Origin of the sequence: Anaeromassilibacillus sp. An200 (assembly GCF_002160025.1) — a bacterium.
GTDB classification, from domain to species: domain Bacteria; phylum Bacillota; class Clostridia; order Oscillospirales; family Acutalibacteraceae; genus Caccousia; species Caccousia stercoris.
In genome coordinates, this window is record NZ_NFJU01000026.1 from 1 (window position 1) to 24527 (window position 24527).

General features: G+C 56.7%; 26 protein-coding genes. 6 read left to right on the plus strand and 20 right to left on the minus strand.

What is annotated here, in order from left to right; genetic code table 11:
- Positions 1-283: 283 nt before the first annotated feature.
- From B5F35_RS12815 to B5F35_RS12825, 3 genes are read left to right on the plus strand one after another with little or no spacing between them, the layout of a single operon-like run.
- Entirely contained in the window at positions 284-1600 is a 1317-nt protein-coding gene (locus B5F35_RS12815; protein WP_087241562.1) for a putative DNA modification/repair radical SAM protein, read from the plus strand.
- Positions 1572-2393: a TIGR03915 family putative DNA repair protein gene (locus tag B5F35_RS12820; RefSeq protein WP_087241564.1), complete on the plus strand. Its 822-nt coding sequence runs from the start codon at positions 1572-1574 to the stop codon at positions 2391-2393. The genes B5F35_RS12815 and B5F35_RS12820 overlap by 29 nt, the downstream gene beginning before the upstream one ends.
- A 60-nt stretch (positions 2394-2453) precedes the next feature.
- On the plus strand, positions 2454-3155 hold the full coding sequence (locus tag B5F35_RS12825; RefSeq protein WP_087241566.1) for an HAD family hydrolase: 702 nt from the start codon (positions 2454-2456) through the stop codon (positions 3153-3155).
- Between the two features lie 61 nt (positions 3156-3216).
- On the opposite strand, the gene B5F35_RS12830 is transcribed toward B5F35_RS12825, so the two are convergent.
- The 13 genes from B5F35_RS12830 to B5F35_RS12890 form a co-directional block, all read right to left on the minus strand.
- Positions 3217-4110 carry a polyprenyl synthetase family protein gene (locus B5F35_RS12830; protein ID WP_087241568.1) on the minus strand — a complete coding sequence of 298 codons (894 nt, stop codon included), beginning with the start codon at positions 4108-4110 and terminating at the stop codon, positions 3217-3219.
- Positions 4107-4313: an exodeoxyribonuclease VII small subunit gene (locus B5F35_RS12835; RefSeq protein WP_087241570.1), complete on the minus strand. Its 207-nt coding sequence runs from the start codon at positions 4311-4313 to the stop codon at positions 4107-4109. The genes B5F35_RS12830 and B5F35_RS12835 overlap by 4 nt, the downstream gene beginning before the upstream one ends.
- Entirely contained in the window at positions 4288-5556 is a 1269-nt protein-coding gene (xseA, locus tag B5F35_RS12840; RefSeq protein ID WP_242969518.1) for an exodeoxyribonuclease VII large subunit, read from the minus strand. The genes B5F35_RS12835 and xseA overlap by 26 nt, the downstream gene beginning before the upstream one ends.
- Positions 5550-6491 (minus strand): tRNA (adenosine(37)-N6)-threonylcarbamoyltransferase complex transferase subunit TsaD, encoded by a 942-nt coding sequence (locus tag B5F35_RS12845; RefSeq protein ID WP_087241572.1) that lies wholly within the window; start codon positions 6489-6491, stop codon positions 5550-5552. Before B5F35_RS12845 ends, xseA begins: the two co-directional genes overlap by 7 nt.
- Entirely contained in the window at positions 6484-6927 is a 444-nt protein-coding gene (gene nusB / locus B5F35_RS12850; RefSeq protein WP_087241574.1) for a transcription antitermination factor NusB, read from the minus strand. The genes B5F35_RS12845 and nusB overlap by 8 nt, the downstream gene beginning before the upstream one ends.
- A 278-nt stretch (positions 6928-7205) precedes the next feature.
- Positions 7206-7796 (minus strand): SpoIIIAH-like family protein, encoded by a 591-nt coding sequence (locus B5F35_RS12855; protein WP_087241576.1) that lies wholly within the window; start codon positions 7794-7796, stop codon positions 7206-7208.
- Between the two features lie 26 nt (positions 7797-7822).
- Positions 7823-8389, minus strand: coding sequence for a SpoIIIAG-related protein (locus B5F35_RS12860; protein ID WP_087241577.1), 567 nt, complete (start codon positions 8387-8389; stop codon positions 7823-7825).
- Positions 8364-8852, minus strand: a complete 489-nt coding sequence (locus B5F35_RS12865; RefSeq protein ID WP_087241579.1) for a stage III sporulation protein AF — start codon at positions 8850-8852, stop codon at positions 8364-8366. Before B5F35_RS12865 ends, B5F35_RS12860 begins: the two co-directional genes overlap by 26 nt.
- Positions 8849-9964, minus strand: a complete 1116-nt coding sequence (locus B5F35_RS12870) for a stage III sporulation protein AE (RefSeq protein WP_162611420.1) — start codon at positions 9962-9964, stop codon at positions 8849-8851. Before B5F35_RS12870 ends, B5F35_RS12865 begins: the two co-directional genes overlap by 4 nt.
- A gap of 35 nt (positions 9965-9999) precedes the next feature.
- Positions 10000-10392, minus strand: coding sequence for a SpoIIIAC/SpoIIIAD family protein (locus B5F35_RS12875; protein ID WP_242969519.1), 393 nt, complete (start codon positions 10390-10392; stop codon positions 10000-10002).
- Positions 10393-10417: 25 nt separating this feature from the next.
- Entirely contained in the window at positions 10418-10612 is a 195-nt protein-coding gene (gene spoIIIAC, locus B5F35_RS12880) for a stage III sporulation protein AC (protein ID WP_087241583.1), read from the minus strand.
- A gap of 18 nt (positions 10613-10630) precedes the next feature.
- Entirely contained in the window at positions 10631-11119 is a 489-nt protein-coding gene (gene spoIIIAB / locus B5F35_RS12885; RefSeq protein WP_162611421.1) for a stage III sporulation protein AB, read from the minus strand.
- Positions 11049-12071 carry an AAA ATPase domain-containing protein gene (locus B5F35_RS12890; RefSeq protein WP_087241587.1) on the minus strand — a complete coding sequence of 341 codons (1023 nt, stop codon included), beginning with the start codon at positions 12069-12071 and terminating at the stop codon, positions 11049-11051. The genes spoIIIAB and B5F35_RS12890 overlap by 71 nt, the downstream gene beginning before the upstream one ends.
- A gap of 202 nt (positions 12072-12273) precedes the next feature.
- Between B5F35_RS12890 and B5F35_RS12895 the strand changes: the two genes are divergently transcribed.
- Positions 12274-13455, plus strand: a complete 1182-nt coding sequence (locus B5F35_RS12895; RefSeq protein ID WP_087241589.1) for an FtsW/RodA/SpoVE family cell cycle protein — start codon at positions 12274-12276, stop codon at positions 13453-13455.
- 117 nt (positions 13456-13572) lie between these two features.
- On the opposite strand, the gene B5F35_RS12900 is transcribed toward B5F35_RS12895, so the two are convergent.
- The 7 genes from B5F35_RS12900 to B5F35_RS12930 all read right to left on the minus strand — a co-directional run bounded on the left by B5F35_RS12900 (position 13573) and on the right by B5F35_RS12930 (position 20997).
- Positions 13573-13857, minus strand: a complete 285-nt coding sequence (locus tag B5F35_RS12900; protein ID WP_087241591.1) for a DUF3006 domain-containing protein — start codon at positions 13855-13857, stop codon at positions 13573-13575.
- A gap of 6 nt (positions 13858-13863) precedes the next feature.
- Entirely contained in the window at positions 13864-15822 is a 1959-nt protein-coding gene (locus B5F35_RS12905) for a YgiQ family radical SAM protein (RefSeq protein ID WP_087241593.1), read from the minus strand.
- Between the two features lie 38 nt (positions 15823-15860).
- Complete coding sequence (locus B5F35_RS12910) at positions 15861-16238, minus strand: sulfite exporter TauE/SafE family protein (RefSeq protein ID WP_162611422.1); 378 nt, start codon at positions 16236-16238, stop codon at positions 15861-15863.
- Entirely contained in the window at positions 16235-16606 is a 372-nt protein-coding gene (locus tag B5F35_RS12915; RefSeq protein WP_087241597.1) for a sulfite exporter TauE/SafE family protein, read from the minus strand. Before B5F35_RS12915 ends, B5F35_RS12910 begins: the two co-directional genes overlap by 4 nt.
- Positions 16607-16661: 55 nt before the next feature.
- Positions 16662-19196, minus strand: a complete 2535-nt coding sequence (locus tag B5F35_RS12920; RefSeq protein WP_087241599.1) for an FtsK/SpoIIIE family DNA translocase — start codon at positions 19194-19196, stop codon at positions 16662-16664.
- A 60-nt stretch (positions 19197-19256) separates the two neighbouring features.
- Positions 19257-20177: an undecaprenyl-diphosphate phosphatase gene (locus B5F35_RS12925; protein WP_087241601.1), complete on the minus strand. Its 921-nt coding sequence runs from the start codon at positions 20175-20177 to the stop codon at positions 19257-19259.
- Positions 20178-20253: 76 nt separating this feature from the next.
- Entirely contained in the window at positions 20254-20997 is a 744-nt protein-coding gene (locus B5F35_RS12930) for a ClpP family protease (RefSeq protein WP_164488527.1), read from the minus strand.
- A gap of 335 nt (positions 20998-21332) precedes the next feature.
- On the opposite strand from B5F35_RS12930, the gene B5F35_RS12935 reads away from it, so the two are divergent.
- Both B5F35_RS12935 and B5F35_RS12940 read left to right on the plus strand, forming a co-directional pair.
- Positions 21333-23273: an aconitate hydratase gene (locus B5F35_RS12935; RefSeq protein WP_087241605.1), complete on the plus strand. Its 1941-nt coding sequence runs from the start codon at positions 21333-21335 to the stop codon at positions 23271-23273.
- 41 nt (positions 23274-23314) lie between these two features.
- Positions 23315-24523 (plus strand): NADP-dependent isocitrate dehydrogenase, encoded by a 1209-nt coding sequence (locus tag B5F35_RS12940; RefSeq protein ID WP_087241607.1) that lies wholly within the window; start codon positions 23315-23317, stop codon positions 24521-24523.
- The last annotated feature ends 4 nt before the right edge of the window (positions 24524-24527 follow it).

Below are 24527 nucleotides of genomic sequence, written 5' to 3' on the forward strand. Positions count from 1 at the left end.
GCCAGCAGGGGTCTGACAAGACCTCTGCTTTGCTATACCCTTTTTGAACCATCTCCCTTTCACCACAGCTATTCATTTTGTGGTTGACTTTTAATAGTTAATCTTTCACCTAGAATACCAACGAAACACCCAAAATGTTATACTGTTTTAAAAAATTTTAAGTGTGCCGCCAGGATTGATTAAGAAAAAGGCAGTGAACAAATTCCTTTCTTTCCCTGTTGACTTTTGAATCGAACATGTGTATTCTATTGTTAGAACAAACGTTTAGAAAGAAGGCTTTCACATGACCGTTCTGGAGAAGCTTACCATCCTTTCCGATGCGGCCAAATATGACGCGGCCTGTACCTCCAGCGGATCCAGCCGGACCGCCGCGCCCGGCTCCCTGGGAAACGCGACGGCCTGCGGAATCTGCCACAGTTTTTCCGCGGACGGGCGCTGCATTTCCCTTCTCAAGGTCCTGCTCTCGAACAGCTGCGTCTACAACTGCCAATACTGCGTCAACCGCGTCACACGGGATACCCCGCGCGCTACCTTCACCCCGGAGGAATTGGCGGAGCTGACCATCGGATTTTACCGGCGCAACTATATTGAAGGCTTGTTTTTGAGCAGCGGTATCCTGCGCAATCCCGACTACACCTGCGAGCAGATGATCCGCACGCTGGAGCTTCTGCGAAACCGCTACCGGTTTGGAGGATACATCCACGCCAAAGCGATCCCAGGCGCGGACCCAAGACTCATCGAGAGACTGGGAATGCTGGCCGATCGCATGAGCGTCAACATTGAGCTTCCCTCACAAGAGGGGCTGCGCCTTCTGGCCCCGGACAAAAGCAAGGTTTCCATTCTGCGCCCGATGGGCTATATTTCCGGCCGTATTGAGGAAAACCGGCACGATCTCGCTGTTTACCGTCATACGCCGCGCTTTGCTCCCGCCGGGCAAAGCACACAGATGATCATCGGTGCAACACCCGACAGCGACAAACAAATCATTTCCCTTGCGGAAGGGCTTTACAAAAAGTACGGTCTCAAGCGCGTGTTTTACTCCGCCTATATGCCCGTCACGGAAAACGCGCTTCTGCCTCCTCCGGGCACGAAACCGCCGCTTCTGCGGGAGCACCGGCTGTATCAGGCGGACTGGCTGCTGCGCTTTTACGGATTTCAGGCAAACGAATTGCTCGATGACGCGCACCCGGATCTCAACCCTCTTGTGGATCCCAAATGCGGCTGGGCGCTGCGGCACATGGAATTTTTCCCGATCGAAGTAAACCGGGCGCCGTATGAAATGCTGCTGCGCGTACCGGGAATCGGTGTACGCAGTGCAAAACGAATTCTGATTGCACGTCGCGCCGGAAAGCTTGATTTTGCCGCGCTCAAAAAACTTGGCGTTGTACTCAAGCGCGCCCAATACTTTCTGACCTGCTCAGGTAAGATGATCCCCGGCCTGCGGGTGACGCCGGAAAGTGCCATGCGTGCATTGGCCGAACCGGAAGGGCTCGCTCTGATGCGCGATTCTTCCGAGCAGCTATCGTTTTTCTCTGCCGCTCCGGCACTGTCTCATGGAAAGGAGAACTCTCATGAACCCCCGCCTTCCCTCCTCGCCTAAAGCTTACCGCTACGATGGAAGCTTCGACGGCTTTCTCTGCTGTGTTTTCGAAAGCTTTCTGAAAAAGGAAACGCCTGCCGCTATTCTGCCGGAGGACGGCCCTTTCAGTCTGTATCCGGAAAAGCAGATCGAAACAGACACGGCAAAGGCGGCCCGTGTCTGGCGCTCCCTGCCGCTGCGAATCTCCCCCGCCGCCGCCGATCTGGCTCGCTCCACTTTTCTCACCTGCATGCCGGAAAAGGAACTTCCTCTCCTCCGCGTTTTACAGGAAGGATTTCGCATCGGAGGTTCCGTGATGAATTTTCTTGCGGACGACGATCTGTCCGCTCTGCGCAAAGCCGTCAGTTTTCTGCATAACGAATCCCATTTGCTTTCCGGTTTCGTACGTTTTTCAGAATATGGCTCCGTTCTGGTATCAATCATCACGCCAAAAAACCATGTTCTGCCGCTTCTGGCTCAGTATTTCTGTTCCCGCATGCCGGGGGAGCAGTTTCTGATCTTTGATAAAACGCACCGCGAAGCTCTGATCCATCGCCCGGGAGATCTCCGTTTTTGTCCGATGGATGAGCTGACATTGCCGCCGCCAGATCGCACGGAAGCCGAATACCGGGCCCTTTGGAAACGTTTTTATGATACCATTGCGATTGAAGGACGCATTAATCCACGCTGCCGGATGTCGCATATGCCAAAACGCTATTGGGGAAACATGACGGAATTTCAGGAAACCGAAATACCTCCGGAACAGATTACCGGGGCGGTTTCTTCGGATGTTCTGCCGGTTCTCCATGCTTGACAAAGCGGACCTTGCATCGTATGATGAAAAGCAAAGTTCCCGAAAGGAGCCAATGACACAATGGAACGGAACATTCCCGATTTTCCCCCGCAAAGCTGCCTGTTTCCCGGTGTGATTTTTGATCTTGACGGAACCCTTCTGGATTCCATGGACGTGTGGAGCCGCGTTGACAAGGAATTTCTGGCGGATTACGGCATTGCCGTTCCTCCCGATTATATGGAAGCCTGCGGCGCCATGAGTTTTCGGGAAACGGCGGAATATACGATCGCACGTTTCTCTCTGCCTGCCAAACCAGAGGATCTGATGGAACGATGGCTCGAAATGGCGCGGGAAGAATACGCGCTGCATGTCTCTCTCAAGCCCGGCGCGGCGGAGCTGCTGCAAAAGCTGCACCGCTGCGGAGTTCGTCTGGCTGTGGCAACTGCCTCGCGGCGCGAACATTTTCTTCCCTGCCTGGAACGTCACGGCATCCTCTCTCTGTTTGACGAGCTGGTAACAACGGACGATGCGGGCTGCGGCAAGAACTCACCGGATATCTTTCATCTCACAGCGGAGCGGCTTGGTCTCCCCACCAAAGACTGCGCGGTGTTTGAGGATACCCTGCCCGCCGCCAAGAGTGCATCTGCCGCAGGCTGCATCCCCTTCGGTGTATGGGAAAAGCACTCAGAAAAGGCAAAACCGGACATGCAGCGTGTCTGCCGGGGTTATTTTTCCTCGCTGCTGGACGCCTGCTCCTCCCTACTTCTCTGGAAACAGGGATAAAAAAGACGCTGTCCATGGTTTCTGTGAACCGGACAGCGTCTTTTTTATGGTATTAAAGTATTCAATGTGTGCGGGAACAAAGCTGGATCGCCAGCTCCCGCAGGCTCTCCGCCTCTTCTCCAAAGGGAGCAAGCGTGTCCACGGCTTTTTTCGTCAGCCGTTCCGCTTCCTGACCCGCTTCCGCAAGTCCCAGTTGAGCGACATAGGTGGCTTTATCCCGTTCCGCATCACTGCGGATCGGTTTTCCCAGCGTCTCCTGCGTCCCGGTGACATCCAAGACATCATCAACAATCTGGAAGGCAAGGCCAAGCGCTCCCGCATACTCGTCAGCAGCACGCAGAAGCTCCTCTCCGCCGCCGCCGAGGATGCATCCCATACGGGCCGCCGCGCGGATCAGCGCCCCTGTTTTGCATTCATCCATCTTCCGCAGAACATCAAGAGAAATTCCCCGTCCCTCGCTGCTGAGATCAATCTGCTGGCCGCCGACCATTCCATGAGCTCCCGCGGCGCGGGCCAGCTCCCACGAAGCCCGCAGCGCGCGCCCTTCGCCCACGACAGCCGCGGAATCCGGGCTGCACGCCGTCTCAAACGCCAATGTCAACAGTGCGTCACCGGCCAGAACGGCGGTTGCCTCTCCGTATACCTTATGGCAGGAAGCGCGTCCACGGCGCATATCATCGTCGTCCATGCAGGGGAGATCGTCGTGAATGAGGGAATAAGTGTGGATCATTTCAAGTGCACAGGCCCATGGCAGAGCATGCTCCGGCGTCCCTCCGCACAAACGGCAGAATTCCATCAAAAGAAGCGGGCGAATCCGCTTTCCTCCCGCCTGCAGGCTGTAGCGCATAGCATCAATCAGCTCGGCGTAAAGCTCTCCCGTCATAGGAGGAAGAATACGATCCAGTGCAAGCTCCAGCTTCTGCCTGTAATCCTCCTGCCATTGTGCCCCACTCATATTTCATCCTCCTCCGGCTCGGATAAATTGCGGATTTTCTGCTCCGCGTTTTTCAGCGTTTCATAGCAGCGGCCCGCCAAAGCAGTCCCTTCCTCAAACAGCTTGATGGAATCCTCCAGCGAATCCTTCCCGGCTTCCAGGCGGGCAACAATCTCCGCAAGCCGATCCATCGAAGCTTCAAACGTCATCTTTTTTGCAGCCATGTGCACACTCTCCTTCCTCATCCAGTGCAACGGACTCCGCGCGGCAAATCGCCTTGCCATCCGTAAAACGGAGGGTAAAAATCTCCCCGGAGCATAAACCAGCGGCCGAGGAAATCCGTGTCGTATCTCCTTCCCGCTCTTTTTCCGCCAGCGCATAGCCGCGCGCCAGAACGGAAAGAGGACTCAGAGCGTGCAGCTTTCCGGTCAGCTCCGCCGCACGGCTCTCCTTCCTGTCCAGCAAGGTTTTCTGTGCGCGATGCATCCGCTCCCGCAAAAGCTCCAGCTCGGCGGCACGATTCTGCGTCATGGAAAGTGGCTCCCGCAATGTGCGGCTGGCGGTAAGCAAATCCAGCCGCTGCTGAAGCGCCGCCGTCCGCGACTGCATCAGCGACGCCATACGCCCCCGCTGCGCCTGCAAAGCAGCCATCCATTCGGCGCGGTCCGGCACGGCAAGCTCTGCCGCCGCGGATGGAGTGGGAGCTCGCAGATCGGCTGCGAAATCGCAGATGGTAACGTCTGTCTCATGACCTACGGCGGAAACCACAGGAATCCGGGACGCGGCGACAGCTCTGGCAATGCTTTCCTCATTGAACGCCCAAAGATCCTCCAGAGAACCTCCGCCGCGGCCAATCAGAATCACATCGGCGGCCTCCTGCTCGTTCATGCGGCGCAGCGCCTCCACAAGCTGCGGAGCTGCCGCTTCTCCCTGCACCTGCACCGGGCAGAATACCACCTGTGCAACTGGCCAGCGCCGGGCCAGGATGGTCAGCATATCATGCACAGCCGCCCCGGTGGGAGAGGTGATGATTCCCACCCTCTCCGGGAACGGCGGCAGTGGACGTTTTCGCTCAGACGCGAACAGCCCCTCCTTTCTCAGCTTTTCTTTGAGCTGCTCGAAGGCCAGGCTCAGCGCGCCAAGACCGTCGGGCTGGAGCTCGTCCACATACAGCTGGTACTGGCCGGAAGCTTCGTACAGGCTGATTCTGCCGCGTGCCAAAACACGCATCCCATCCTTTGGGACAAAACGCAGCCGTGAAGCGTTCCGGGCAAACATGACAGCACGCAGAACAGCCCGTTCATCCTTCAGGGAAAAGTACAAGTGGCCGGATTTATAATGGTTTGTGAAATTGGAAATTTCACCCGAAACCAGCACACCGTTCAGGCGCGGATCCTCCTCCAGCCTTGCTTTGAGATAAACGGTCAGCTGGGTGACAGTCAAAGGGGTGCGAATCTCTGTCAGCACATTGGCTCCCCTCCCTCGCTCAAAGCGGCCAGAACGGCCACACCGGCGGCATTATCAGCCGAAAACGCGGGATCGGCAAAAAATGCGCCGTACCGCTCTGATAAACGACTTTTCAGAATAGAATTGCTCATAACACCGCCTGCAAACAGCACCGGGAGATCCCCATACTGTTCCAGCAGGGCAGCCGTCATCGCGTCGAGCGCCGCCCACACGGAAAGCAGGCAGTACAGCGCGACATCCTCCTTAGCGGTTCCCTTCTTTACCAAGGCTTCACACTGATTCTGGATGCCGGAAAGCGAACAGTCCGCTCCCTTCATGGATGGATGAATCCGGAAAGAAGCATCCGATGCGAGCGCCAAGCGCTCCAGCGCGGGACCGGCCGGAAACGGCAGACCCAAAAGCCCGCCCACACGGTCAATCGCCTGTCCCGCTTTCAGATCGAGCGAGGAAGCCACCAAACGGACGGAAAACTTTCGCCCTTCCTCCGGATGGACCAGCACGGCTTCCGTGGTGCCGCCGGATACATGGAAAGCTAAAAATTTCTTCTCCAAAAGGGAAAGCCTGCCTGCCGAGTACAGCGCTGCTGCGATGTGTCCGTCCTGATGGGAAAACTCATGGCAGGGCACACCAAGAGCGGCAGCCAGCCCCCGGGCCGCTCCATGCCCCACAGTAAAGCACGGCATGTAAGAACCCTCCTGCGTCCGCGGCCTTGTGGACACACCGATTGCATCCACTGTTCCCGAACTTTCGCGGAACAGCTCCTCCAACAGTGCGGGAAGCTGTTGTGTATGATGGAATACCGCATCGCTCTGCCGCAAGCCCATCTGCCCTTCTTTTACAGGGAGCAGCTGTTTTTTCTGTACGATGCTGCCATCCTCCCACAGCGCACAGGAGGTGGTATAGTTGCTGGTATCCAGGCCAAGGATCCTACGCATGTTCCGTGCCTGCTTCCTTCTCGTCTTTTTTCGGCTTCTTCTCTCCGCATTCCTTGGCCACCGTGCCAAGAACGCCGTTGACAAAGGGGGCATCCTCCTCGCCGCCGTACCGTTTGGCCAGCTCGATAGCCTCGTTGATGGTAACGCCCACCGGAATTTCCTTCTCAAAGAGCAGCTCGTAAATCGCAAGACGGAGAATGGCCAGAGAGACCTTGGAAAGGCGCTCCAGCTTCCAGCCGCGGCTGTTCCCGCCGATCTTTTCATCGATCACCGGCAGGTTTTCCTCCGTACCAAGCGCGAGCCGTGAGGCGAACTCGTCGACCGGCTTTCCCATCACAGCCTCCGCCGTGTCGATAATCTGCTCCATGCCGTCGTGGCTGAAGCTTTGTTCAAACACCAGGACAAAGGCCTGCTGTCTGGCTTCCCTTCGTTTCATGCATATTCCTCCGTCTCCCGCTGGGAACGAGATGGTTTCCCTGTCCCGTCTCCCTGCGTTTATTCTTTCTTCCTCAGCCGGACAATATGAATCTTTTTCCAAAAATTCCGCACAACAAAAAGCCCTCCGTTTGTGGAGGGCTTTGGCGCATGCAAAAACACATACGGGCAGAACTAGATTGTCAAGCTTCCACGTCCGTTATTATACCATGACTTCCCCCCTCCTGCAATGTGGATTCGACACAATCTTTCCCGCGATTTTCTGCCGATTATCAAGGATCAGCTGCACTCAATGATCTTGATTTTATCATAACTGACACCGGACTGCCCCGTTACGATATCCTTAATCATGATGGCGTTGTTCTGATTGGATTCCTGTGTTTGTACCACCACGGTACACTCTCCGTTCTGGAGGAAGGCAACGCAGTCCGCAAATCCCTTTGCCTTGACCAGATTTTCAATGTTATTTTCCTGGAGAACATTCTGCGCAATGACAGCGGCCTGCGAGACAGCTTCTTTTTTTGCCTCCTCGCTTGCTTTGGCGTCCTGAAGCACGTCCTCCAGCAGCTCCACTGCCTCATCGCGCGACTGCTGGCGTGACAGCCGTGTTTCAGAGAAATATTCCTCCGCCGTTTTCGTCTGCTCCCCGCTTTCCGACGAAGCGCCGGAAACAGCCGTTCCGTTCTCCTCCGGCGAAGAGCTCATAGCGGACGCATTGACAAGCTGTGCCTCTCCCACCGCTTTTTCCGACACGTCCGTGCCTGCGGCCACAAGCTGGTTTTCCCCCGTAAACTGCCAATTCAGATAGACGGCCGCGCCGAGAGCTACCACAAGCGCCGCCAACACCAACTGCCTTTTTCCAAATGCCATTGCTTCATCCTCCTGTTTTCTCTTTGTTATTTCGCCTGCACCACGCATACACGCGCGGAAGAAAGATCAAGCGCTGTCGTAACAGCCCGGGTGATCCGCTCCGCAACCGCCGGATTACCGCCGCCGGGGCAGACGATCACCACCCCGCGAATTACCGGCTGAACCTCCGTCACGGGCAAGGCCTGTTCAGAGCCATCGGAGCCCCGAACGGAAAAATAGGTGGTTTCCTCCTCTTCGTCGGAACCGCCGCTTTCCGCGCGGGCGGAGCTGCGGCCCTCCGTGGCATACACCTGCTCGGCGCTTCGCTCCAGCGTCACCAGCACCTGGGCTTCTCCCGCTCCCTCGATCTGCGAAATGAGTGCGGAGAGCTCCTCCTGCAGGGAAAGCGCATAGTCCTGCGCGGAAACAACCTGCTGCCCGGTATTGGACTTTATCTCCTCCGTCTGCCCCTGCCCGGAAAAAAGGCTGGACAAAAAAATCAGGGCGATGCCCGCGATCCCGCCGATGAGAATCCACCGGCGTGCGGACGGATGCTGCGCCACACGTTCAAAAAAGCCTCCCCCTTCCTCATTCCGCTTCCTGTTCTCCGGCATCTGCCGTCACCTCCGCTTCCAAACCCAATACGGAGGAAAGGATGCTGCTGGCACGGAAGCACGCCCCGGCATATTCCGCCGGGAGTGTCACCGTGATCTGATTCATATGTATGCTGCCATCCTCCCCCATATTCACATCCACCTCGATCCCCTGTACGGGGATCCCTTCCTGGGAAAGCTGTGCGGTGATCAGGGAGGTCACGCTCTCCCGGATCGCCTGCTCCTGCTGCCGCTGCACTGTCCCGGCAAACTCTTGTTCCACCGTTCCGGGCCGCAGGTTCAAAAGGATCGAAAAATCAGGCGCCGCCCGCATCAGCGGGATCAGAACGGCACAGAGGAAAAAGGCTCCCGCCGTCAGTTCCGCCATGCGGCGCATCGCTCCTTCCGGCATGAGATGCTGCAGCAGGGAAACGGCCAGCACCGCCAGACAGATTCCCGCCGTCCACTGCTGTACCGCATTCACTGTGTCCCACCTCCCAAAAGAACAATCGCCACCGAGGATACCGTCATCACCAGCATGCAGCACAGAAGGATCGCAAGCAAAAGCCCCACGGCCTTTCCCGCCGCGGAAAGCATGGATGCCAGTTCCTTCTGCCCCAGCGCTTCCCCCGCCGCTCCACAGGCTGTCAGCACAAGCTGCCAGCACACGCATTGCAGCAGAGCGGGAAGAAACAGCACCGCTTCCGCGAGAAGAAGAAAAGCTGTTACTCCCGACTTGAGCACGCCGACACAGCCGCTCACCGTGCGAAGCGCATCCCCAAGCGCTCCACCCACCACCGGTACAAAGCTGCTTACCGCGAATTTGACCGCCCGGGAAGCGGCGGAATCGGTGGAAGCCGCAACCAGGCTGTGAATCGTCAGAATCCCGCTAAAAATTGTCATACAAAGTCCCAGCACCCACTTGACCACGCGCGAAAACAGCTCGCACAGACCGTTCATGTGAATCGCGGGACACACTGCCGACACGATGGAAAGCGCCAGATAGCAGCTGATCAGCGGCGCGAGAAAATGCGCGGCAATCAGGGAAACCGCGTTTCCCGCCAGTGCGGTGAGCGTTTCATAGGAGAGCGCCTTCGCCGGTTCCCCGCCAGCGAGCAAGATCCCTGCCAGAACCGGTACGCAGGCAAGCTGAAAATCCGCCGCGGCCTGTACAATTCTGCCCGCGTACTGAACGCACTCTGTGATGGGCTTCACCACCACGGCGGCAGCGCACAGTGTACCGGCCAGCCCCGCCGCCTGCCCCAGCCCGTTTTCTGCAAGCGTCAGCTTCATGCCGCTGATCAGCGTACAGATCAGAATAACCGCCATCACCGACGCGCCGGCTCGAATCGGATCCCTCGATGCCTGTGCGGCGGCGTCTGCGGCAAATGAAAACACCTTTTCCGGCGACAGGGAGGAAAGAGACTCCCAGTCCGGCCCCTCCACGCCGAGGCCGGAAAGAGAATCCCTTGTTTCCTCCGGCAGTTCATAGGGAAGATCCCCCGCTCCGCTTTGATCTTTCTGTTCCTGATAGTAGGAGGAAAAACCGTCAAACGGCTCCTGGGCCGCAAGAACAGGAGGTGCACAGCAAAACAAAGCGCACACGAAGGCGAAGAAAAGCGCAAATCTCTTTACACACCCGCCAGCTCTGTTACCAGCTCGGCCACCGCGGAAAAGAGCGGAAGCGTTGTGAGAAGGACGGCTGTTTTCCCCGCCAGCTCTACCTTTGACGCCAGCGCGCTTTCTCCCGCGTCCCGACAGGAATCGGCCGCAAACTGCGCGAGCCAACAGATACCAAGCGCCTTGAAGAGAATCACAGCATATTCTCCCGGCAGCGCTGCCGCACGCAGCAAATCGCTCACCTGTCCAAGAGCCTGCGGCAATACATTCAAAAGGGCCATCAGCAGGAATACGCCTGCCGCTAAAGAAAGCAGCATCCCGTATTCCGCATGATAACGCCGAAGCATCACCGCCAGCACCGCGGCCACCACGGCAGCTCCGGCGATTGCCACCATATGGATCATATCGCGTTTCCTTTCTCATGGCTTCTCACAGTCCGAAAATGGATTTGATTGTCTCAAAAAGTGTGTTGATTTCCTGTATCAGCATCATCAACACCACAATCAGCCCGGCCAGTGTCGTCATCATCGCCTGCTCCTCACGCCCGGAGCGAATGAGAAGCTGATTCAAAACAGCGACAATAATGCCGATGGCCGCAATCCGAAAAATCAAATCCACGTTCATGTTTCTTCCTTCCTTTCCTCAGCAGAAGAAAAGCGCTGTACCAATGCCGCCCAGCACGCCAAGCATGCGGTAGAGCCTCGCCTTCTGCCGCCTTTCTTCCCTCGCATCCTTTAATCTTTGCCGTGTCAGCTCCAGGGTCAGGCGGCAATGCGCCGCCTGACCCTGGACATCTGTTGCTCCAAATCCCTTTCCAAACTCCAGAAGAAGGGAGGCATCCCCATCAGAAAAGCCGGGATCCTCGCTTACCGCCTGATCCCATGCCCCGGAAAAATCCATCCCTTCCCGGCAGAGCTCCGTGCAGCGGCGCAGAAAGGAAAGCTCTCCCCCATGGCGCTCCACCACATCGGCAACCGGCATGCCCGAAAACTGGATCTCCGTCTCCGCGTTTTGGACAAACCGGGAGAAAAGCTCCAGATTTTTTTCTCTCCTTCCAAGCTTAAGCGACGCCTGAAGTCCTGCAAAGCTCCCGGCCGCTATTACCAGCAGTAGTCCCAGCAATTTGAGCAAGCAAATCACCTGCCTTATACCATCCCCGGATGCTTCCGGGCCGTTCCCTGCTCCCTAAAAGAACTACCGTGCCGAATGCTCCTGTCTGAAGGAGCGGGGCGGTTTGAGGGCGTGCTATCAACTCACGCAGAGAACCCGCATGAATGGTCGCAATCAAAGCAGCGCCTGTGTTCACTCCCTGTGACAGCGCGTCGATCTCCTCGCGTGTGCCCACCTCATCGCAAAAAATAAACTCCGGCGACAGGCTGCGCGCGGCCTGCAAAATCCCGATTGCCTTCGGGCATCCGCTGAGCACGTCGCAGCATATCCCGACGTCGTTCTGCGGCTCCCCATGCCAGCATCCTGCGATTTCACAGCGCTCGTCCACAACTGTCACCTTGCGGGGCCTTCCATGTTCTCCTGAGGAAAGCTGTCTCGCCAGATCGCGCAAAAGCGTTGTTTTTCCGGCTGCGGGAGGTCCCGCCAGAAGCAGCCCGAAGCCAATGGCATCCCCCATTCCCGCGAGAAGCTCCGCCGCACAGCCGTGTTTTTCCCGGGCCAGACGAATGTTGAGCGAGGAAACCTCCCGCACTCCGCTCACAACACCCTGCTGCACCACCGCTGTTCCGGCCACACCGACGCGGTGTCCTCCCCGAAGCGTCAAAAAGCCTTCCCGCAGTTCTTCCTGGTAGCTGTACACGGAATACCCGCACAGACGGTGCAGCGTCTGTGCCAGATCCGCGGCTGAAATTTCCGGACTTCCCTCCATGGGATGTGTGCGCACTCCTCCCCATCCATCCGGGAACAGCACGTCCTTTCCGCAAATCAGCGTAACCGGACGTCCGGCACGAAGCCCGATTTCCTGTGTCTCTGCACGCAGGTTTTCCGGCAGTTCCAAAAGCAAAGCGCCAATTTTTCCGCCAATCGCTTCCGCTGCCTGAAGAAATCCCGCCGTTTCCTTCCTGTCTTTCATCGACTTGTCCTCCCTTTCCTGTCCCATATGTATGGACAAGAATGAGAAAATAGAACTGAATTGTTCACAATGGAATGCTTGCAGTTTCATGGAAAGCATATTATAATGGCATTACTATTATGTCTGCTCATGCCGGAACGCCCTGCTTCCGGCCATCGGGAGACCGCCGGACGGCAGTTTCCCTTTTCAAGAAAGGAACCGTATGCTTAAAATTGGAGAACGTATTGTTGACTATTTTCGCCGTGCGGACAAGCTGCTTTGGATTCTGATCACGGCGATTTCCATTTATGCCCTTGTGCTTCTTCGCACTGTCCCCTACTCGGGATCGCGAAGCTATTTCACCACTCAGTTTCTTGCCATCTGTATCGGGTACTTCGGCGCACTGATTCTGACGGGCTTCGACTACCGCGATCTTGCCTCCCTGTGGTGGCTGGCCGCCGGAGTCAGTATCCTTCTTCTGGTGTACACTCATTTTGCGGGATTTGGCATCCAGAGCAGCGGCGGTCTGGACACAAAAGCCTGGATCACGATTCCAGGCGTGGGATTGTCCTTTCAGACAAGCGAGCTGGTAAAAATTGTGTTTATCCTGACCTTCGCCAAGCATATCTCTGTCGTAAAGGAAAAAGGGCTGCTGGATCATCCCCTTCATGTGATCCTGTTGGGTGCGCACGCACTCTTCCCTGTGGGCTGGATGGTTCTCATCCAGAAGGACATGGGTTCTGCCGTTGTCTTTTTCTTCATGTTCCTTGCCGTCAGCTTCACCGCCGGAGTCAAGCTGCGCTGGTTTGCCGCTGTTGCGGCCATGCTGGCCGTTGCCCTGCCCGCGGCATGGAATTTTGGCATCATCAAGGATTATCAGAAAACACGCCTGACCTCATTTCTGCATCTGGAGGATGACCCCACCGGAAACGGCTGGCAGCAGATTCAGGGCAGGATTTCCATCGGCAGCGGACAGCTTTTCGGCCGTGGCCTGGGAACTGCCCCGCGCGTACAAAAGGGTGTTGTTTCCATTCAGGAAAGTGACTATATTTTTTCTGTTGCCGCGGAAAGCTTGGGATTTATCGGCTGCTGTCTGGTGATTGCGCTGCTGCTCGCGCTGATGCTCCGCACGCTGTATGTGGCACGCCATGCCACCGACGCAATGGGAACCGCTATCTGCGTGGGCTTCTTCGCCATGATTGCCATTCAAACGATCAGCAATCTCGGCATGTGCCTCAACCTCCTCCCCGTCATGGGCGTTACACTGCCGTTTTTCAGCGCGGGCGGCTCGTCCAGCGCCTGTCTCTATTTCGGCTTCGGACTGGTGGAAAGCGTGGCGATGCATCGAATCAGCGCCGACCATGTAAAAATCCACATGAACGCCTATTCCAAGTCCACCTCCTGATAAAGACTCTCCCCGTATCAGCCCTCTGTTCCACAAAGTGTCTGCGCTTTTATGGACATAAAAAACCAGCGCCCTTCGATCACAAAATCGAAAGGCGCTGGTTTTTTCATCCAGTTTTTATTTTGCCCACAGCCCGTCCTGCATCGCCTGAAGCTTTGCGCGGCGCGCCTTGGTGGCCTCCTCGTCCACGGAGAGCGTCCCCTCATCGTCAATCCGCAGCACGGTTCCTTCCCCTGCATTCTCGGGCAGTTCTGCTTTCTCAATTCCAAAAAAGCGGAGATCCTTCGCGTTTTTTCCCGGTTTCTTTCCTGGCTTGGAGGATTCCTGCTTTCCAGTCTCTGTCACTTCCTCGCAAATGGCGTAAGGCCCTTCAAAGCGGTCGATGATCAGCTGTCTTGCCATATAAATTTACCCCTTCCGTCTCGTTTGATTCTGTTTGCGTGCGCGATCCGCGTCCTTTTCCCAGCGGCCGCCCAGCTTGGATGCCGGTTTTTTCTTTGGATCCGTCAGATGCCGCTGTGCGGTCCGGCGCGGTGTCTCCTGTTTCTTCCCCTCCCGCCTGGAACCATGTGCTCCAGGCGCAGGCGGGATCAGGCAATCTTCTCCATATCCGATGAGATCCGTGCGGCCCGCCTCCTGAAGCGCCTGTGCCACAAGGGAACGCTTCGCCGGATCAAAATATTGCAGGAGCGCGCGCTGCATGGCTTTTTCCTTGTCGCTGCGCGGAATATAGATCGGTTTGAGCGTATAGGGATCCAGACCGGTATAAAACATGCAGGTGGAAATGGTTCCCGGCGTGGGGTAAAAATCCTGCACCTGCTCCGGACGAAGATGCTCCCGCTTGAGGAACAGCGCCAACTCAACCGCATCCTTCAGCGTACTGCCCGGATGCGACGACATCAGATACGGCACAAGATACTGCTCCTTGCCGATCTTTTTGGTGTATCGGAAGAATTCCCTTTGAAATGCCAGATAGGATTCAATATGCGGTTTTCCCATACAATCAAGCACAGCGGCGGAGCAATGCTCCGGAGCCACCTTGAGCTGACCGCTGACATGATGCTCAATCAGCTCATGCAGGAAGGTTTTATCGGGGTCCTCCATAAGATAATCAAAGCGGATGCCGGAACGGATAAACACTCGTTTGACGCCCGGCAGTGCCCGCACTTGCCGCAAAAGATCCAAGTAGGAGCGATGCTCCACTTCAAGCGCGGGACAGGGCTTCGGAGCAAGGCACTTTTTTCCGGCACACAGTCCAAGCGTTTTCTGCTTTTGACAGGAAGGTGCACGGAAATTAGCCGTGGGGCCGCCCACATCGTGAATGTACCCTTTGAAATTCGGAAGCTGTGTCAGAAGTCTGGCTTCCCGCAAGACGCTTTCCTCGCTCCGCGTGGTAACCATTCTGCCCTGATGGAAGGCAATCGCGCAGAAATTGCAGCCACCGAAACAGCCCCGGTTATGTGTAATGGAGAACTCTACCTCCTGAATAGCGGGAACACCGCCCTGATCCGCGTAACAAGGGTGCCAGGTGCGCATGTACGGAAGTTCATAGATGGCGTCAAGCTCCGCTCCGTCGAGCGGCAGCGCGGGCGGATTTTGAACCAGCAGCAGCTTTCCGTGCTTTTGCAGCAGCCGTTTGCCGCGCACCGCGTCCTGCTCATCCTGCTGCTTGCGGCAGGAGATCGCGTATTCGCGCTTTGACGCACAGACCTGCTCATAGCTTGGACAATCCACAGCGGGGCCGGGCTCATACTCCTTCGTCGGGATCAGATAGCAAGTACCCCGGATATCGCGCAGAGAGGAAACCGGTTCCCCTGCCGCCAGGCGGTCGGCGATCTCCACCGACTGCCGCTCGCCCATTCCATAGGTCAGCAGATCGGCTCCCGACTCCACCAGAACGGAAGGCCGGATCGCGTCGTCCCAGTAGTCATAGTGGGCAAAGCGGCGCAGAGAAGCCTCCAAACCGCCAAGAATGATGGGGCTGTCGGGATACAGCTCCCGGATTTTTTTCGCGTACACCGTCACAGCCCGGTCCGGACGCAGGCCTGCCCGGTTTCCCGGTGAATACGCATCGTCACTTCTCCTGCGCCGGGCAGCGGTATAATGCGCCACCATGCTGTCAATGTTTCCAGCGCTTACCATAAATCCCAGACGCGGCTTGCCGAAGCGGGTGAAATCCCGATCCGTTTTCCAATCCGGCTGCGCCAGTATGGCAACACGGTATCCCCTGCTTTCCAGCAAGCGGGAGATAATGGCCGGACCAAAGGTTGGGTGATCCACATAAGCGTCTCCCGTAACCAAAACGAAATCCGGACAATCCCAGCCCAGCGCTTCTGTTTCTTCCTTTGTGATCGGTAAAAAAGGCATCGCAATGTTCCCTTCTGTCGAGTTTTATAAAAAGCCAGCTATCGCTTTCTCTGCTCTCTTGATTTTCCCAGCAGCTCACGCAGTCCCATCAATAGCACCAGGACGGCGAAGCCTTTGGAGAGCAACATCCCATCCATCAGGTGTGCCAGCCAGGATCCCAGCAGAGCAAAAAGCACGCCAAACGGCAGACATCTCAGCGCCATTTTCCAGTCAATCCGGCCCCGGCGAAGATGCAGGACAACAGCGACAGCCGCGGCAGGCAGAAAAAAGAGCAGATTGATACCGCCCGCCTGCGCCTGATCCATCCCCTGCACCAGTGTGAGATATAAAACCAGAATACCGCCCCCGCCAAGCCCCAGCGCACTGAGCAGACCGGCCGCCAGACTGGCGAGGAAGGCGATAAGCCCCTCCGTCATCGCAGAAGCAGGCGAACGCCCGCAAAAATCAGCAGACCTCCAAACACGCGGCGCAGCATTCCGGAGGGAATCCGGTTCATCAGAAGAGCTCCCGCGCATGCTCCCACAAAGCCACCCGGCAGATACGGCGCGGCCTGTGAAAAGGAAACAGCTTCCGCCATCAGGTAGGAAACCGCGCTGACCGCCGCAAGCGGAAGAATCACCGCCAGAGAGGTCGCATGTGCTTTTTTCTGTTCCAGACCTCCCGCGCGGAGCAGAGGAACTGCCGCCATGCCGCCTCCCGCTCCAAACAAACCATTGAGCAGCCCACAGAGACTTCCAATGATGGCTGCTCGTGTCCATTTCCCACACTTCTCCCACTGACGCATACAGCACCTCCAACATTCCGCCTTTTGGAGGTTATTGTGCGCAGGGGGAAGGATTTTATGATTTTGTTTCCTTGGCGGCCGCCTGGATCTCAGCTTCATCCGCCTTTCTCATGCTCATTTCCAGCCACTGCTGATAGGTAATCAGAACCTGTCGGGGTTTGCTTCCCTCATGCGGGCCAACCACACCCATCTGCTCCATCTCGTCGATCAGCCTTCCAGCCCGGGCATATCCAAGCCGCAAACGGCGCTGCAAAAGTGAGGTGGATGCCTGCCCTGCCTCGACCACGCATTGGATGGCCTCCGCCATCATCGGATCCTGAGCGCCTCCCGCGTCCTCTTCCTTGCTGTGGCTCTTCTCCGCGACAGCGTTCTTTTCGATCTCGTCCATAATCGCTTCGTCGTACGCATGCTCTGCGGCAGACTTGAGATAATTGGCAATGCTCTCGATTTCCGCGTCGCTGACAAAACAGCCCTGCACGCGGATCGGCTTCTGGCTGCCGATCGGAGCAAACAGCATATCGCCGCGCCCCAACAGCTTCTCGGCGCCGCCCATATCGAGGATGGTGCGGGAATCCACCTGCGATGAAACCGTCAGTGCGATACGGCTGGGGATGTTCGCTTTGATCAGACCCGTGATAACGTCAACAGAAGGACGCTGCGTTGCGATGACTAAATGCATCCCGGCGGCACGCGCCATCTGCGCCAGACGGCAGATGGAATCCTCCACCTCATTCGGCGCGGCCATCATCAGATCGGACAGCTCGTCCACAATAATGACGATCTGAGGCATATGAAGCATGGGCTGTCCGTTGGCGTCCTCATAATTGCTGGACTCCGCCAGCGCGTTGTAGCCCTGCAAATCACGGACGTTGTTTTCCGCGAAAATCTTGTAGCGCTTGAGCATTTCCGTGACCGCCCAGCCCAAAGCACCCGCCGCCTTGCGCGGATCGGTGACAACCGGCACGAGCAGATGCGGGATCCCGTTGTATACGCCCAGCTCAACCACTTTCGGGTCAATCATGAGGAAGCGGACCTCCTCCGGCGTACTCTTGTACAGCATGCTGATGATCATCGAGTTGATGCAGACGGATTTACCGGAGCCGGTGGTACCTGCAATCAGCAGATGCGGCATCTTCGCCAGATCCGCCACTGTCACTTCGCCCGCGATATCGCGTCCCAAGGCCACAGTCAGGCGGCTTTTCGCCGTCTGGAACGGATTGCTGGCAATCAGCTCACGCATCTTTACTGTGGAGGTTTTCCGGTTCGGCACCTCCACGCCGACGGCGGCCTTTCCGGGGATCGGCGCTTCAATGCGCACACCGGTCGCCGCGAGATTCATGGCAATGTCGTCGGAAAGATTCGTAATCTTGCTGATTTTGACACCGGGAGCCGGCTGAAGCTCATAGCGTGTCACCGTGGGACCACGGCAGATATCGACAATTTTCGTCTGCACACCGAAGCTTTTAAGGGCCTCCACCAGCATCCGGCCGTTGGTTTGCAGCTCCTCTGTCACATCTCCGGCATCCGGCTCTTTGGAGGCTTCCAGCATGGAGATGGGCGGAAACCGGTAACCGTCCTCATGCGGCACGCCCTCCGGGCTGGGAATGGAAACCGGCGCGCTGCCAGTCTCCTTCTGCTTCTCTTTCGCCGCCGTGCTTTCCGGCTGCTTCTGCGCCGCCGTCACGGCGGCAATCACTTCCGCAGATGGCGTGGGGACAGGCTCCTGCGGTGCAGGAGCGGGCTGCTTCTGTTTTTTTGTCTCGCGCGGGGCAATCTCAAACGCTTCCTCCAGTTCCTTGAGCTTTTCACTCTTCGGACGGGCTTTTGCCGCAGACTGGACCGGATGCTGCGGCAGCTCCTCCTTATCCAGAGAAACGTCGATGTTTTCCATCGAACGGCCGCGCTCCTCCCTGCGCCGATCCCGGGCGCTGCCGACTGCCGCCGCCGCAGCTCCTGCCGGCTTCGACACCACTCGGAACAGCTTGATCAGGCTGGTTCCCGTCAGAATCATCACTGCGACAAACAGAAGCAGCAGGGTGAAAATCTTGGCTCCAATCGAACCCAGACCCGACGCAAGCGGGATCCCGAGCAAACCGCTGAAAAATCCGGCTCCCTTGCGTACCTGTCCATCCCCATACAGAGCCACCAGTTCCTCCCAGAAGGAAACATCGCGGAACTGGTTTCCGAACACATAGACGGCGGCGCACAGCAGAATGATGATCACCGCCATCAATACAATTTTCATGCTCATTTTGCTGTCATGGCGGTCAAGCGCTGTCACGACAGCTATGTAAAGCAGCAGAATCGGCCAAAAAATAGCGCAGACGCCGAACAGGCCCAAAAGCTGCTGATGCAGCCACAGCCAGACGTTTTCCCCTGGGATCAGCACAAGGCATCCCATCAGAATCGCAACGGCAAACAGGATCACGGCCATGATCTGATTGCGCTGCTTGATCTGCTCAAGATCGCGCAGGCGCTGCTGCTCCTTTTCCGCCTTGGTCAGCGGTTTTTTTCGATTTCCCGCCATGTGCCGCGCCGGTTTGCGGGTATCCGTTTTTTTCGGCTGCTGCCTCTTTCTGCGTTCCGCCATTTTCTATGTTCTCCTCTTCCGGACTGACCGGATTGTGATATTCCTATATTTCGCCGCAGCTTACCACAGCGGCACGCCTGTGATCAGGTTGACACCTGTATTCTGCTCCACGATTCCGATCACCAGCACGACAAGCCCCAGCACACCGGTGTACACAACAAACGGAAGCAGCTTATTGCTCGATACCATCCACCGCAGAAGCTTGATGGCAAAGAAACCGACAACGGCGGAAACAAGCATTCCCACCAGCATTGGCGCCACATTGACAGGCTCCTGCGCCTTTACTGCGTCAAGCAGCTCCAGACCGGCAGCGGCCACAATCGCCGGAATTCCCAATACGAAAGAATAGTCCAGCGCTGTCTGCCGGTTGATTCCCCGCATAAGCCCCACGGACAGCGTGGAACCGGAGCGGGAAAGTCCGGGAAATACAGCGGCAAAGCACTGTGTCAGACCCACAGCAAGCGCGTCGATTGGATTGAAACGGCGGCGGCCCGTGGAATGTTTCTTTTCCGCCATCGCGCGGCTTTTCAGGTGTGCGACGAGAAGCAGGACACTGGTAACCAGCAAAGCCGCCCCTTCCACCAAAATGGTGGAATCCGTGCCCCAGAGATCCGCATAGTCCTTGATTTTCATCCCTGTGCCGGGCACCGGCAGAAACAGCAGAAACAGCGGCAGCAGGCCGATGATCAGCATCACCAGAAGGTTGCGATCCGGATCCATCGCACTCCACTTGAATTTCCCCGTAAAAATATCTTTCAGCATGGAGAACAGAGCCTTTATCAGCCGCCAAATCAGCTTATGATACACCAGCACCACGGCGGCCAAGGTTCCAATGTGCAGCATAACATTGAATAAAAGGCTGGTTTCCTCTACTCCCATAAAATGCTGGGCAAGCGAGAGATGCCCGCTGCTGGACACCGGAAGAAATTCCGTGGCTCCCTGCACAATTCCCTGAACAATCGCTTCAAAAATTTCCTGCATGTAAAATTGATACCTCCAGAAAATACGGCAGCACAGCCGCCGTGCTATGTAGCAGCGCGGAAAACCGCGCCTTGAATCAGGCCTTCTCCGCGGAGGAGGCCTTCTTCTTTTTTCCCTTTTTGCCGCCTGTCCCGTCTATCATACGGTACAGGCAAGCCAACGCATCGGACAGCGTGCCGAGAGAATCGATCAGCCCCTCCTCCACCGCGTCCGCTCCGTCCAAAACCGTTCCAACGTCCATGACAAGCTCCTGCGTGTTCATGGCAAGCTCATAAAAACGCTCGGCGGAAATGTGCGAATTGGCCGTAACAAAACGTGTAATCCGCTCCTGCATCCGCTGAAAATAGTCCATCGTCTGCGGAACACCGAGCATCAGCCCGCTCATCCGCACGGGATGAATGGTCATGGTCGCGCTGGGAACAATAAAACTGTGTTTTGCCGCAACCGCCAGCGGAACGCCGATCGAATGGCCTCCGCCAAGAACCAGGCTTACCGTGGGTTTTTTCATCCCGGCAACAAGCTCCGCCAGCGCAAGCCCGGCCTCCACATCGCCCCCGACCGTATTGAGGATCATCAGCAGGCCGTCAATGCCCGGCTCCTCCTCAATGGCGACAAGCTGTGGAATCACATGCTCATATTTTGTGGTTTTGTTTTGCGAGGGAAGAACGTTATGCCCTTCGATCTGCCCGATCACCGTCAGGCAGTGAATGGCTTTCCCGCCGCCTGTGATCACCGATCCGGCATCCGCAATGCGCTGATATTGAAGCTGGTCCTCGCCGCGCTCCTCCTCCGGCTCTTCCCCATTTTTCCAATAATTCATCTCTGCACCTCCTGGAATCATATTCATCCCCTATTGTGTGCAGAGAACGCCGCAACATACACGGCGGAGAAACTTCGCGTCCGCGCAGTTCCATCCTATTATACCATTGCCTTATTTATTCATCAAGCGGATTCTTCCCACTCTGTCCGGCGGATTTCTTTCTTCTTCCCTTTCGTACGGAATTCTGAATTAATTGTGAATATTCTTTCGTTTTTCGGATAAAAGTTCGTGAAACGATTGACAATGAGGCGTTTTTGACCCATAATAAATAAAGATTATACCTATTAATACCGTGAATCGTTTCCACTTTACTTATGGAACAGGAGGAATCCCGCATGGGACTTACGATTGCACAGAAAATCATCAAAAATCATCTTGTGAGCGGGGAAATGACCGTTGGTTCGGACGTAGGCCTGCGCATTGACCAGACCTTGACACAGGATGCGACCGGCACCATGGCTTACCTGGAATTTGAGGCGATGGGCGTCCCGCGCGTCAAAACAGAGCTGAGTGTGGCATACATTGACCACAACACCCTGCAAACCGGTTTTGAGAACGCCGACGACCACCGCTTTATTCAGAGCGTTGCAAAAAAGCACGGCATCCGCTTTTCCCGTCCCGGAAACGGCATTTGCCATCAGGTGCATCTGGAGCGTTTTGGCATCCCGGGAAAAACACTGATCGGCTCTGACAGCCACACCCCGACCGGCGGCGGCATTGGTATGCTGGCAATGGGCGCGGGCGGTCTTGACGTGGCGGTTGCCATGGGCGGCGGCGCTTATCACATCTCCATGCCGAAGATGCTGCGCGTCAACCTGACAGGCAAGCTTTCCCCCTGGGTATCCGCCAAGGATGTGATTCTCAAGGTGCTCGAAATCCTTTCCGTCAAGGGCGGAGTGGGAAAAATTGTGGAGTATGCGGGCGAGGGCGTGTCTTCACTGACTGTGCCGGAGCGCGCCACCATCACCAATATGGGTGCGGAGCTTGGCGCCACCACCTCCATCTTCCCCTCCGACGAGATTACACGTGAATTTCTCCGCGCACAAGGCCGTGAACAGGACTGGACGCCGCTTGCCTCCGATCCTGATGCGGTATATGACGAGGAGATTACCGTGGATCTGACGTCTCTTGTCCCCATGGTGGCCTGCCCGCACAGCCCCGACAACGTGAAAACCGTGGAGGCTGTCGGCCCCATCAAGGTAGACCAGGTCTGCATTGGCTCCTGCACCAATTCCTCTTACCTCGATCTGATGCACGTCGCCGCGATTTTGAAGGGCAAGACGGTCCATCCCGACGTCAGCCTTGCCATTGCTCCCGGCAGCAAGCAGGTATACAACATGCTTGCGGAAAACGGCGCGCTGGCCGATATCATCGCCGCGGGCGCCCGTGTTCTGGAATGCGCATGCGGTCCCTGCATCGGCATGGGCCAATCTCCTAATTCCCATGGTGTGTCTTTGCGCACCTTCAACCGCAACTTTGAAGGCCGCTCCGGCACGGCGGACGGGCAGATCTATCTGGTCAGCCCCGAGACGGCGGCTGTTTCCGCGTTGACGGGCGTTCTGACGGATCCCCGCACACTGGGCGGAGAAGTTTCCGTCGCCATGCCGGAACATTTCCTGATCAATGACAACATGGTGGCCGCCCCCGCTCCGGCAGAGGACATGGACAGTGTGGAAATCCTGCGCGGACCGAACATCAAGGAATTCCCCATCACCACCGCTCTGCCGGAAAGCCTTTCTGTCAAGGCGCTGCTGAAGGTGGGCGACAACATTACCACCGACCACATCATGCCAGCCGGCGCCAAAATCCTGCCGTACCGTTCCAACATCCCCTATCTGTCGAATTTCTGCTTCGGCGTCTGCGACAAGGAATTCCCGCAGCGCTGCCGCGATAACGGCCCGAGCATCGTTGTGGGAGGACAGAACTATGGGCAGGGTTCTTCCCGTGAACATGCCGCCCTTGTTCCGCTTTATCTTGGCGTCAAGGCTGTCCTTGTGAAGAGCTTCGCGCGGATTCACTGTGCGAACCTGGCCAACGCGGGAATCCTGCCTCTCGTTTTTGAAAATGAAGCAGATTACGATCGCATTGACCAAATGGATGAACTGGAGCTGCCGAACGTCCGCAAGGAAATCGAGGCCGGTTCCTCCGTCACCGTTGTGAACAAGACAAAGGGAATCACCATTCCCGCGCAGGCTGTGCTCTCTTCCCGTCAGCGCGATATGGTTCTGGCCGGCGGCTTGCTGAACTACACACGCGAAAACGGCTCCAAAGCCTGAAGCACAGCAATACAAGGATAATGGATCGGGAGGTTTGTGCCATGGATAAAATTCAAATGAAAACGCCTCTGGTAGAGATGGACGGCGACGAGATGACCAGAGTGATCTGGAAAATGCTCAAGGAGATTCTCATTACCCCCTATGTGGATCTGAAAACGGAATATTATGATCTTGGCCTCAAGCACCGTGATGAAACGGGCGACCGCGTCACGGTGGAGAGCGCCGAAGCGACAAAAAAATACGGTGTGGCGGTTAAGTGTGCCACCATCACACCGAACGCCGCGCGCGTCAAGGAATACGATCTGCACGAGATGTGGAAGTCCCCGAACGGCACGATCCGCGCGATTCTCGATGGCACCGTGTTCCGCGCACCGATTCTGGTCAAGGGGATCGTCCCCTTCCTGCCCGGCTGGAAAAAGCCGATTACCATTGCGCGTCATGCATATGGCGATGTGTACCGCAACACGGAGGCCGTTGTGCCCGCCGGAAGCAAGGCTGAGCTGGTAATCACCGCGCCGGACGGTACGGAAACGCGCGAGCTGATCCACGATTTCAAGGGCGCGGGCGTTGTGCAGGGCCAGCACAATCTGGATGACAGTATCGCCAGCTTTGCGCGCGCCTGCTTCAATTACGCGCTGGACACCAAGCAGGAAATCTGGTTTGCCACCAAGGACACCATTTCCAAAAAATACGATCACCGCTTCAAGGATCTGTTCCAGGAAATTTTCGATACGGAATACAAGGAGAAGTTTGACGCGGCGGGAATTGAATATTTCTACACCCTGATCGATGACGCGGTTGCCCGCGTTGTCCGCTCCGAGGGCGGTTTCATCTGGGCCTGCAAGAACTATGACGGCGACGTCATGAGCGACATGGTGGCTACAGCCTTCGGCAGCCTCGGCCTGATGACCAGTGTTCTGGTTTCTCCCGACGGCGTATACGAATACGAGGCCGCGCATGGCACGGTTACCCGCCACTATTATAAGTGGCTCAAGGGTGAGGAGACCTCCACCAACTCCATGGCGACGCTTTTCGCCTGGACGGGCGCTCTCCGCAAGCGCGGCGAGCTGGATGAAATCCCCGCTCTGTGTGAATTTGCCGGAAAGCTGGAAAAAGCGGCTGTGCAGACCATCGAGGAGGGCGTGATGACAGGCGATCTCATTCCCCTCTCCTCTCTGCCCGAAAAACGCAAGGTGGATACGGAAACCTTCCTGCATGAGGTAGCCAAGCGTCTTGACGCGCTTTTGTAAGCCC

Excerpts from the sequence above, each read along its gene's own strand:
- spoIIIAC (WP_087241583.1), bottom strand. The coding sequence starts at position 10,612 with ATGAACGTGGATTTGATTTTTCGGATTGCGGCCATCGGCATTATTGTC.
- B5F35_RS12925 (WP_087241601.1), bottom strand. The coding sequence starts at position 20,177 with ATGCAGGAAATTTTTGAAGCGATTGTTCAGGGAATTGTGCAGGGAGCC.
- B5F35_RS12900 (WP_087241591.1), bottom strand. The coding sequence starts at position 13,857 with ATGGCAAGACAGCTGATCATCGACCGCTTTGAAGGGCCTTACGCCATT.
- B5F35_RS12910 (WP_162611422.1), bottom strand. The coding sequence starts at position 16,238 with ATGACGGAGGGGCTTATCGCCTTCCTCGCCAGTCTGGCGGCCGGTCTG.
- B5F35_RS12825 (WP_087241566.1), top strand. The coding sequence starts at position 2,454 with ATGGAACGGAACATTCCCGATTTTCCCCCGCAAAGCTGCCTGTTTCCC.
- B5F35_RS12905 (WP_087241593.1), bottom strand. The coding sequence starts at position 15,822 with ATGCCTTTTTTACCGATCACAAAGGAAGAAACAGAAGCGCTGGGCTGG.
- B5F35_RS12830 (WP_087241568.1), bottom strand. The coding sequence starts at position 4,110 with ATGAGTGGGGCACAATGGCAGGAGGATTACAGGCAGAAGCTGGAGCTT.
- B5F35_RS12860 (WP_087241577.1), bottom strand. The coding sequence starts at position 8,389 with ATGCCGGAGAACAGGAAGCGGAATGAGGAAGGGGGAGGCTTTTTTGAA.
- B5F35_RS12930 (WP_164488527.1), bottom strand. The coding sequence starts at position 20,997 with ATGAATTATTGGAAAAATGGGGAAGAGCCGGAGGAGGAGCGCGGCGAG.
- B5F35_RS12890 (WP_087241587.1), bottom strand. The coding sequence starts at position 12,071 with ATGAAAGACAGGAAGGAAACGGCGGGATTTCTTCAGGCAGCGGAAGCG.
- B5F35_RS12815 (WP_087241562.1), top strand. The coding sequence starts at position 284 with ATGACCGTTCTGGAGAAGCTTACCATCCTTTCCGATGCGGCCAAATAT.
- B5F35_RS12820 (WP_087241564.1), top strand. The coding sequence starts at position 1,572 with ATGAACCCCCGCCTTCCCTCCTCGCCTAAAGCTTACCGCTACGATGGA.
- B5F35_RS12835 (WP_087241570.1), bottom strand. The coding sequence starts at position 4,313 with ATGGCTGCAAAAAAGATGACGTTTGAAGCTTCGATGGATCGGCTTGCG.
- B5F35_RS12855 (WP_087241576.1), bottom strand. The coding sequence starts at position 7,796 with ATGGCATTTGGAAAAAGGCAGTTGGTGTTGGCGGCGCTTGTGGTAGCT.
- B5F35_RS12935 (WP_087241605.1), top strand. The coding sequence starts at position 21,333 with ATGGGACTTACGATTGCACAGAAAATCATCAAAAATCATCTTGTGAGC.
- B5F35_RS12920 (WP_087241599.1), bottom strand. The coding sequence starts at position 19,196 with ATGGCGGAACGCAGAAAGAGGCAGCAGCCGAAAAAAACGGATACCCGC.
- B5F35_RS12875 (WP_242969519.1), bottom strand. The coding sequence starts at position 10,392 with ATGATCCATATGGTGGCAATCGCCGGAGCTGCCGTGGTGGCCGCGGTG.
- B5F35_RS12940 (WP_087241607.1), top strand. The coding sequence starts at position 23,315 with ATGGATAAAATTCAAATGAAAACGCCTCTGGTAGAGATGGACGGCGAC.
- B5F35_RS12915 (WP_087241597.1), bottom strand. The coding sequence starts at position 16,606 with ATGCGTCAGTGGGAGAAGTGTGGGAAATGGACACGAGCAGCCATCATT.
- B5F35_RS12895 (WP_087241589.1), top strand. The coding sequence starts at position 12,274 with ATGCTTAAAATTGGAGAACGTATTGTTGACTATTTTCGCCGTGCGGAC.
- nusB (WP_087241574.1), bottom strand. The coding sequence starts at position 6,927 with ATGAAACGAAGGGAAGCCAGACAGCAGGCCTTTGTCCTGGTGTTTGAA.
- B5F35_RS12845 (WP_087241572.1), bottom strand. The coding sequence starts at position 6,491 with ATGCGTAGGATCCTTGGCCTGGATACCAGCAACTATACCACCTCCTGT.